This is a genomic window from Streptomyces sp. WM6386 (genome assembly GCF_000972385.1).
In the GTDB taxonomy this organism is placed as follows: Bacteria; Actinomycetota; Actinomycetes; order Streptomycetales; family Streptomycetaceae; genus Streptomyces.
The window spans coordinates 1-404 of sequence record NZ_JXTE01000563.1 but is presented as its reverse complement, the minus strand read 5'-3'; the positions used below and the strand labels follow the sequence as shown (position 1 = coordinate 404).

Annotated in this window: 1 protein-coding gene; it reads left to right on the top strand. The window is 68.1% G+C overall.

The window, feature by feature from the left end:
* Positions 1-404: C40 family peptidase (locus TN53_RS47130; protein WP_046264308.1), on the top strand; the 404-nt coding region annotated here is incomplete at both ends.

The following is a 404-nucleotide window of genomic DNA, read 5'->3' as shown; positions in this document are numbered from 1 at the left end:
GTACAAGGCGACCGGCCGGGACCTCATCACCGAGCGCACGACGCAGGCGACCTTCGCCGCGCCCGGGTACGCACACACGAAGCTCCTCAAGTCCCAGGGGTCCGCCGTGCTGCTTCCCGGGGACATCATGTACTTCGGCGCCGACGGCGCCGGGCCCACGCACGTCGCGCTCTACCTCGGCAACGGAATGATGGTCGAGGCGCCCGAATCCGGCATGAAGATCCAGGTCAACACCATCAGCGCCCGCTGGGTCCGCTACCAGGGCGCGTTCCGTCCGCACGCCGAGGCCGTGCCGGTGGTCTGGAACTGGGAGGGCCGCGGTTCGTTCCACAAGACGTGGGGCCAGCCCAATCTGCGGCAGGACTCCAACACCGGCAGCCAGATCAACTTCACCAACGGCAACG